Here is an 8,697-nt window from a genome sequence, read left to right on the forward strand (position 1 = left end):
GTTTTACATATAAAATCTATACTTTTTTCAAGATTTTCTACTTTAATTTTTCGCTCAGGATAATCGAGATGAACTGATATATCTAAATTTTCTTGATATTTGTCATAAGCAGTGGTTTTTGTTGTTGTCAGATAAGTGAGAGCAAAGGAAAGATAATCTTGCTTTCCGTGCCAGAATTTAGATTCAATATTCTGCTGATTTCTACTTAAACTTTTTAAAGAATCAGAAAATAGGGTTATTATCTGCTTATTATTTTTAGTATCTATCAGCTTTCGCAGAAAATCAGATAATACAGCTAGTGCTTCACAAATATTCGATTTTCCAGAACCATTAGGACCGATGAATACAGTCAATGGTTCTAAATCAACTTCTGTATCAAAAAGGCTTTTATAGTGTTGAACTCTTAGTTTAGATAACATCTGTTTGCAAGTAAATTGGCTCTTGAGTTGTTTTTATGGTGACTAAGGATTGATTATAACAATAATAGCACCAAGTGATATACTTTAGTTAAACGTTCAAAAATGGGAAATTGGGCAAAAACGACCTACAGGCGCGGCTCTTAAATTACTACATTTAGTCCGTAAAAAAGGTTTGGACAGTTTATTTTATTAATCTAATCTGATTGCCAAATAAGTAAGAAAGTGCAGTTTCCAAGCTGCCAGAATAATCTTTATTTAATCAGCAAGAAACATAATAATGGTACAATCACCCCTAAAACTAATTACAGTTAATGAATTTATTACTCAGTATGGCGACAGCGATCGCTATGAACTTATTGATGGGGAATTAATCGAGATCGAACCAACAGAACCCCATGAACAGGTATCATCTTTAATTGGGCGAAAACTGAATGTAGAAATTGATCAAACTATTGGGAACAAACACAGCCTTTCGTCCCGATGTGATCGTATTAGACCAAACACAACTAATCAATGAACCATTATGGCAACAAGAGCCTGTAATTACATCAGGAAAGTCAATTAAACTAATTGCTGAAGTCGTCAGCACAAACTGGCAAAATGATTATGCTCGCAAACTTGAAGATTACGCCCTATTAGCTGTTCCTGAATATTGGATTGTAGATTATTCAGGCATTGGTGGTAGAGAATATATCGGCAAAATCAAACAGCCAACAATTACAATTTGTACATTAATAGAAGACGAATATCAAAAGCGATTATTTCAAAACAATGATTCCTACTTTCCCAACTTACAATTAACAGCAAAACAAGTCTTTACATCCGGGAGTATTGTTGCTATGTAATTTCTGGCGTTGCTGAATTAGGATATGAATTTTAGTCTCACGCAAAGGCGCAAAGACGCAAAGACGCACTGAGGTTTGAGTTTTAAAGGTTAAATTTGGGAATTTCATACCTCAATTCAGCAACGCCTAATTTCTTTTGTAATACTAATTTTATCTGAGACTGCACAGAAAAATAATCATCCATATTTATCTGTGTTTATCTGCGTTGATCTGCGTTCCATAATTCTTAAAATATCATTATTAAAAAATAGGTGACAGAAAGCCAGAAACACAATCAGTCACCCATTTGCCGAGATTACCTATTTCTGCTTTGCTCCAGCTTTGGCAGATTTAGCGGCTTTTTTAGCGGCTTTTGCGGCTTCTGCTGCTGCCAATTCCGCCAGTTCTTTTTCCTCAGCTTTCTTATCGAGATAGTAGTGATAATCTCCTAAGTAAACATGAAAATCACCATCACGAATTTCGACAATTTTGTTAGCCACTTGGGAGATAAAATAACGGTCGTGGGAAACTACAAGGACAGTACCATCATAGTTTTGCAAAGCCTCTTCCATCATTTCCTTTGCCGGAATATCTAAGTGATTAGTAGGCTCATCCAGGATGATTAAATTGGCTGGACGTAATAGCATTTTTGCCAATGCTAATCGAGCCTTTTCACCTCCACTCAATGCCGCAACTTTCTTAAATACAGTATCACCAGTAAATAAGAATCTGCCTAACAATGTGCGGACTTCTTCGTTTGTCCAGTTGGGAACTTCGTCATGGATGGTTTGCATGACGGTTTTATTTAAATCCAAGGCTTCCGCTTGGTTTTGTTCAAAGTAACCAGGAATCACGTTGTGATCACCTAATTTCACAATCCCTTCTGTGGGTGGTTCAACACCCATCATAATTTTTAACAGTGTGGACTTACCTGCACCGTTGGGACCAAGGAAGGCAATTCTGTCTCCTCTTTCCACCAGCAGATTTGCGGATAAAAACAGAATTTTATCCCCATAAATATGGGTTAAGTCCTTAATTTCTACTACTTCTCTACCGCTACGAGTGGCATCAGGAAAACGGAAATGTAGGGTTCTCATTCCTCCTGTCGGTGCTTCAATGCGTTCAATTTTATCAAGTAGTTTTTCTCTACTTTTCGCTTGGGTACTGCGAGTAGCACTGGCACGGAATTTTTCTACGAATGCCTGTTGTTTTTCTAATTCTTTTTGTTGACGTTCGTAAGCGTTGAGTTGTGCGTACTGATTTTCGGCTTTTTGTTGCAGGTAGGATGAGTAATTACCCAGGTAAGAACTAGAAACTCCTCTTTCAGTTTCAACGATTTGGTTACACAGACGATCTAAAAATTCCCGGTCATGGGAAACTATGACCATTGGGGTAATTAAACCTCTGAGGTAATTTTCTAACCATTCAATGGTTTCTAAATCTAGGTGGTTTGTCGGTTCGTCCAGTAGTAATAAGTCAGGTTTTTGCAGGAGAATTTTGCCTAAACTCATCCGCATTTGCCAACCACCGGAGAAGGCACTAACTAGGCGATCGCTATCTTCTAGTTGAAATCCCATCTCTGGTAATATCTTACCAATCCGTGAGTCTAAGTTATATCCATCCAAAGCTTCAAACTGACGCTGTAACCGATCTAACTCATGAATTAGCTCATCTAACTCTTCTGGATTAGCTGTTTCCATCTCATGAGGGATATGAGCTAAAGCCTTCTGCACTTCATTAGCTTCTTTAAATACAGTCCAAAATTCTTCTCTAACTGTACGAGTGGGGTCAACCTCAAATTCTTGGTTAAGATAAGCTATATGTAGACTGGCGGGACGAATAATTTCTCCAGCGGTGGGTTCAATCTCCCCAGAGATGATTTTCAATTGGGTGGATTTTCCCGCACCGTTAACACCAACTAAACCAATACGATCTCCTGGTTTGACTTCCCAGTTGACATCTTTAAGAACTTCGCCTGTAGGATAAATTTTACTGATATGTTCTAATCGCAGCATGAAGCGTCTCGTGGGTAGGGGACAGGGGGCAAAGCTAACGCCGTCTCTAATCTTAACAAAATTTAACGCCATATTTACAATTTTTTGGCTATAAACCTAAATTCTTTCCTCGATTCAGGAGGTAGGGGCGCAGGGCCTGCGCCCTTTGTCAGAAGAAGACAGAATAAGAAAGACAGGATTTGCCGGCAAGTATTTTAGGTTACACCTGAGACATTTTTTCTAATTTTTAATCAGAGGACTGTTTAAGAATTTATGGTTTATTGTCAGCTTTTATGCGGAAATAATTTATTAATCAAAGGTTCTGACCACTTGATTCTCTTGATTTAGGTTTTATACTTGCTAATTCTCAAGTTTATTGACAGTTTAACAACAAATTAATACTGATTTTTTGAGATTATCCAGATAACAAAGTAACAATAATTAACATCTTAGATTAATAAAAATAGTCGAAAATATATCTAATTGGGTTGACAATTTAAACCATTGTCAAGAATTATCATAGTCAACTCGGATCATCGTTAATGAGGAAAATATGCACACGGTTATTCTCGTTTTGGTTGAAGTATTAATTGTGATTGGACTCTCTCGACTTGTGGGACTGGGATTCAAAGCAATTAAACAACCATTGGTAATTGGCGAAATTTTCGCTGGTATCATGCTTGGTCCATCATTATTTGGTTTAATTGCTCCTGGTTTAGCTCATAGCCTGTTTCCACCAGAAACCATGCCTTATTTGAATATTTTATCGCAAATTGGGCTAATATTTTTCATGTTTCTGATTGGGTTGGAATTAAATCCCAAATATCTGAGTGGTAACTTAAAAACTGCCATTCTTATTTCTAATCTCAGTATTATTGTTCCCTTTGCTTCGGCTTTTGTATTATCTTTTGTCCTTTATCCCTTAGTTTCTAGTACCCAGGTCAATTTTGTCCCCTTTGCCTTGTTTTTAGGGGCAGCAATGTCAATTACTGCCTTTCCGGTGTTGGCGAGAATTATCACCGAAAATAACTTACAGGGAACTCGTTTGGGGACATTAGCCTTAACTTGTGCGGCAGTAGATGATGTGACAGCTTGGTGTATTTTAGCAGTAGCGATCGCTGTCGCTCGTCACGGTAGTATTGACGGGCAAGCTATTCTCACCATTATTGAAAGTATTGCTTATATTGGCTTCATGTTCACAATTGGGCGATGGTTTCTCCAACGTCTGAGTAAACATCATCGTCGGGCTGGGCGGTTGAGTCAATTCGTTCTGGCTGTAATTTATATGGGGGTTGTCTCCTCCGCCTTAATTACTGAATTTATCGGTATTCACCTAATTTTTGGGGCATTTTTATTAGGCGCAGTCATGCCCAAAGATGAAGAGTTAGTCAGAGAACTAGCGATTAAAACTGAAGATTTTGTCCTCATATTTTTGTTACCAATCTTCTTTGCCTACAGTGGTTTAAAAACCCAAATTGGTTTACTTAACAGTCCTCATTTATGGCTATTGTCAGCCTTAATTTTATTAGTAGCCATTGGCGGTAAATATATTGGTGCTTATGTAGCAGCTAGATTCAGCGGCATTGACAAACGGGAAGCATCAGCCCTGGGTTGGTTGATGAATACTCGCGGTTTAACTGAATTAATTGTCTTGAATATTGGTTTAGAGTTAGGCGTGATTACACCTTTACTTTTCACCATGTTAGTAATTATGGCTTTGGTGACAACATTCATGACTTCACCATTGTTGGAATTTACCTATCCGAAACGCCTGATCAGATTAGATGTTGTTGAACCAGAAGCAGAAATCCCAGCAGAAGCCGTACCAGTCCCCAGCGAACCTTATATTACCCAATATCGGATATTAGTCCCAGTGGCTAATCCCGCTACCCAAAAAGGTTTGTTACAGTTAGCAACGGCGATCGCTGTTAATAACCGACAACCTGCTGTGGTTTATCCCCTCAGCTTCATTGAACTCGAAGAAGACTATGGTTTTGAAAGTACCCCAACGGAAGCCGACAGACTTATTGCCGAACGTCGCCAAAAATTAGAAGAATTAATTGCCACCCTAGAACCACCAGAAACACGCTCCTATATCCATCCTATAGTTCGCATATCTAGCAATGTCGCCAGAGAAACAGCACAGATAGCCAAAATTGAACAACCAGATTTAGTTCTCGTCGGTTGGCATCGTCCAGCTTTTAGCAACAATCGGTTAGGGGGAAGAGTCGGACAAATTCTCAGTACCACACCAGTAGATGTCGCCGTGTTTGTAGATAAGGGAGGCAACGCTATTGAAAGTTTATTAGTTCCCTACTCCGCCAACATCCACGACGATTTAGCATTAATTATCGCCCTGAGAATGCTGATTAATCGGGATACTTCTATTTTACAAGTTTTACAAGTCTTTAAAGGCACTCACATCCAAGAAGAATTAAGTTATGAACTCAACGCCATGATTGAGCGATTACCAAAGAGTGTGCGCGATCGCATTGAAATCAAAAGCGTTACATCCCCAGAACCAATCCAAGCCGTAATTGCAGCCTCCGAAAATGTTGATTTGACCATTGTTGGTACTAGCCGTCTGTGGGGAATTGAACGCCAAACCCTGGGAAGATACACAGATCAACTCGCCATCCAATGTCGTTCTTCATTACTCATTACCCGTCGTTACAGTCAAGTTACCTCACACCTTACCGCCCTCCTACCAGCAGTTAACACCCAAGAAATCACTCATAATTCCTAACTAGGGTTTGCTGAATAAGTTGTCTGTGAAGGCAGGGAACTCTTAACTGGGAACTTTCTAACAGTTTCAACGATCTGGATATCCTCAATTTTCCAAATCCGACAAAGAAAAATGCACCTATTTTGAGACACCATCAGCCAGAACCTTGCACTTTTTTCTGATAAAAATCCGCGAAACCCTTATTAATAAATGATTTTAGCTTTATTTAGCAAGCCCTAATTAGGGTTTGCTGAAAAAGTTGTCTGTGAGGGCTAGTACCGCAAGGCGGAAGTCAAAAGTCAAAATGAAGACAGTATAGGCTTTTGGAGGATTTAGAATGGTTCATTCACTTACGCCACAGTGTACTAGAAGTATGGCTAACGCTACGCTATCAGCAAACCCTACTTAGGGATAGGAGGTAGGGGCGCAGGGCCTGCGCCCAGTCAGGAGTGAGAAATGAAGATAGAATCAGCCAATTGTCGTTATGGCAAGGCAAAAGGCAAGAGTGAAGAGGGTTTGGGCGATTTTATGTTTCTTTACACAGATTGGTTTTATTGTGTTCACCTACTTAGATGTTTAATGGGTAATGGGGATTAGGTACTACAGTGAACAATTATTAATTTGTTCAAAGTAACACTTGCTTGTATTTACGCTTTAGTGTATTGTCAATTACAGGTAATCTGACAATATCTACACCAAGCACCCAGTTAAACCGATGATCCTAATCAAATCCTCTGAAACACTGAACTTGAATGGGCTAACCCATAATGATCTATTAGGTGTTGTGCAAATAGCAATTCGAGATACTGAGGAACGGCTTCAGCAGTTTGCTCAAAGACCGGATTTTCGTGAAAAGATGATACTGGCGTTTGGTACATCACCAGAAGGTTTACAGGGTGCTTGGGCGAATGGGGTGAGGAATGTGGGATTTAAGGCAAAAGAAGATTCAGGAATAGTTGTCTTTATTGATCCATCTGTTTCCGATTATCAAACTCTACAGGCGGGAGTTGCAGAGGGGGTAGAAGCGATCGCTCTTAACCCCAATCAAGACGGTATCAAACAAATCACCGCAGTTTTACGACAGCATCCCGAAATTACCACCATTCATATCGTTTCTCACGGTGCGCCGGGATGTTTGTATTTAGGAAATAGTCAACTTAATTTAGATAGTATCAGTAAATATGCTGATTTATTACAGCATTGGCAAAGCAATAGCATTTTACTTTATGGGTGTAATGTGGCTGCTGGAGATGCTGGAGAAGAATTTATTCGCAAGTTACATCAGATTACAAAAGCAAGTATTAGGGCATCGGCAACAAAAACAGGCAATGCAGCTTTAGGCGGAAATTGGGAGTTAGAGGTGAGTTTTCCCGTTACAGATGGCAAAAAATCCGTAGCTTTCCATCCAGAAGTATTAGCAGCATACAGTGGCATTTTAGCACTTGAATTAATTAATCTTGGTAATGGTGGTTCTAATCCCAACTATTTAACCAATGTCAATGGCATTGTAGTAAAAGAGGTACAGCAATATCTCAGGAAATTTGCCACCAATCCGGGATTCATAGATAAGATGCGTTTGGCATTTGGGGAAAGTTTTGAGGTTGAAACAGCTTTAAGTTTGGCACAGGCTTGGCAGAATCAGGATTTTAACGTTATTCCAACTATTGAATTCCTCTCGTCGGCACAGTTGAATGGGGCGAATGGGGCGTATGCCGTCTCTACCAATCGGATTTATCTGTCTGAGGCGTTTCTGAGTGCCATTGCTAACGGTAGTGAAGCAATCTCCATTGAACCTCTGGTGGGCTTACTTTTGGAGGAAATTGGTCACAAGGTTGATAGTTTGCTCAATAGTGCAGATAGTCAGGGGGATGAAGGGGCGATTTTTTCAGCGTTGGTACAAAGGGAAAGTCTGTCTGATGCAGAGTTAGGTCAGTTGAAAGCGGAGGACGATCGCGGATTTATTAGCCTCAATGGGAATGTTCTTGCCGTTGAGATGCAGAATTTTACCGGAGGCAATGAAGATAATAACTTTGTTGGCACTTCTGGGGATAATAATTTCTCTCCAGGAACAGGTGCAGATAGCATCATTGGGGGAAATGGCAACGACTTTCTGGATATTGACAACCGTAACGACACAGCCGACACCACCATTATCTATACCAATGTCAATAATGGCAGTATCACAGGTGGGTCAAATAACGGCACAGTCTTCCAAGGAATAGAAAGAACTCGACTCATAACAGGTTCAGGGAACGATAATATCAACGTTTCCGCTACAGATTACAATGGCTATTGGCAAAATGAAATCTATGCGGGTGCAGGCAATGATACGGTCATTGGTAGTGCAACGGGATATAACCAACTGTATGGAGAAGCCGGAGATGACAGTCTGCAAGGGGGTGACACCAATCAAGATCATCTCTATGGAGGAACAGGTAATGATGCTCTCTCAGGGTTAGGGGGGAATGATAACCTCTATGGTGAAGCGGGTAATGATACTTTAGACGGGGGTGCGGGTGATGATGGCTTCTCAGAGAATGCCGAAGCAGACGTAATTATTGGAGGTGCAGGAACTGACTCACTCACCCTCTATGGACTAGCAACAGGTACAACCGTTAACTACAGTGACCCCAATAACGGCACAACTTCAGCCGGGGGAACTATTACGGGAATTGAGAATTTCTACTACCGAGGCAATAATACGACAGGGAATGATAATGTTAATGCTTCGGGTG

General features: G+C 40.1%; 4 protein-coding genes and 1 pseudogene. 3 read left to right on the plus strand and 2 right to left on the minus strand.

What is annotated here, in order from left to right:
* Positions 1 to 419: AAA family ATPase (locus IQ228_RS14950; RefSeq protein ID WP_193963349.1), on the minus strand; the 419-nt coding region annotated here is incomplete at its 3' end.
* A gap of 277 nt (positions 420 to 696) precedes the next feature.
* Between IQ228_RS14950 and IQ228_RS14955 the strand changes: the two are divergent.
* Positions 697 to 1,264 (plus strand): annotated as a pseudogene (locus tag IQ228_RS14955) (Uma2 family endonuclease).
* Positions 1,265 to 1,563: 299 nt separating this feature from the next.
* Here the strand turns inward: IQ228_RS14955 and IQ228_RS14960 are convergent.
* A complete protein-coding gene (locus IQ228_RS14960; protein WP_027401786.1) occupies positions 1,564 to 3,258 on the minus strand; it encodes an ABC-F family ATP-binding cassette domain-containing protein in 1,695 nt (564 codons plus the stop codon).
* 532 nt (positions 3,259 to 3,790) lie between these two features.
* Between IQ228_RS14960 and IQ228_RS14965 the strand changes: the two genes are divergently transcribed.
* Together IQ228_RS14965 and IQ228_RS14970 are read left to right on the plus strand one after the other, a co-directional pair.
* Positions 3,791 to 5,983: a cation:proton antiporter gene (locus IQ228_RS14965; protein WP_193963350.1), complete on the plus strand. Its 2,193-nt coding sequence runs from the start codon at positions 3,791 to 3,793 to the stop codon at positions 5,981 to 5,983.
* Between the two features lie 763 nt (positions 5,984 to 6,746).
* The coding region (locus IQ228_RS14970; RefSeq protein WP_193963351.1) for a DUF4347 domain-containing protein at positions 6,747 to 8,697 on the plus strand (1,951 nt) is incomplete at its 3' end.

Source organism: Dolichospermum sp. LEGE 00246, from assembly GCF_015207865.1.
Taxonomy (GTDB): Bacteria; Cyanobacteriota; Cyanobacteriia; order Cyanobacteriales; family Nostocaceae; genus Dolichospermum; species Dolichospermum heterosporum.

Coding starts and splice junctions, on each gene's coding strand:
- IQ228_RS14960 (WP_027401786.1), bottom strand. CDS start 3,258: ATGCTGCGATTAGAACATATCAGTAAAATTTATCCTACAGGCGAAGTT.
- IQ228_RS14965 (WP_193963350.1), top strand. CDS start 3,791: ATGCACACGGTTATTCTCGTTTTGGTTGAAGTATTAATTGTGATTGGA.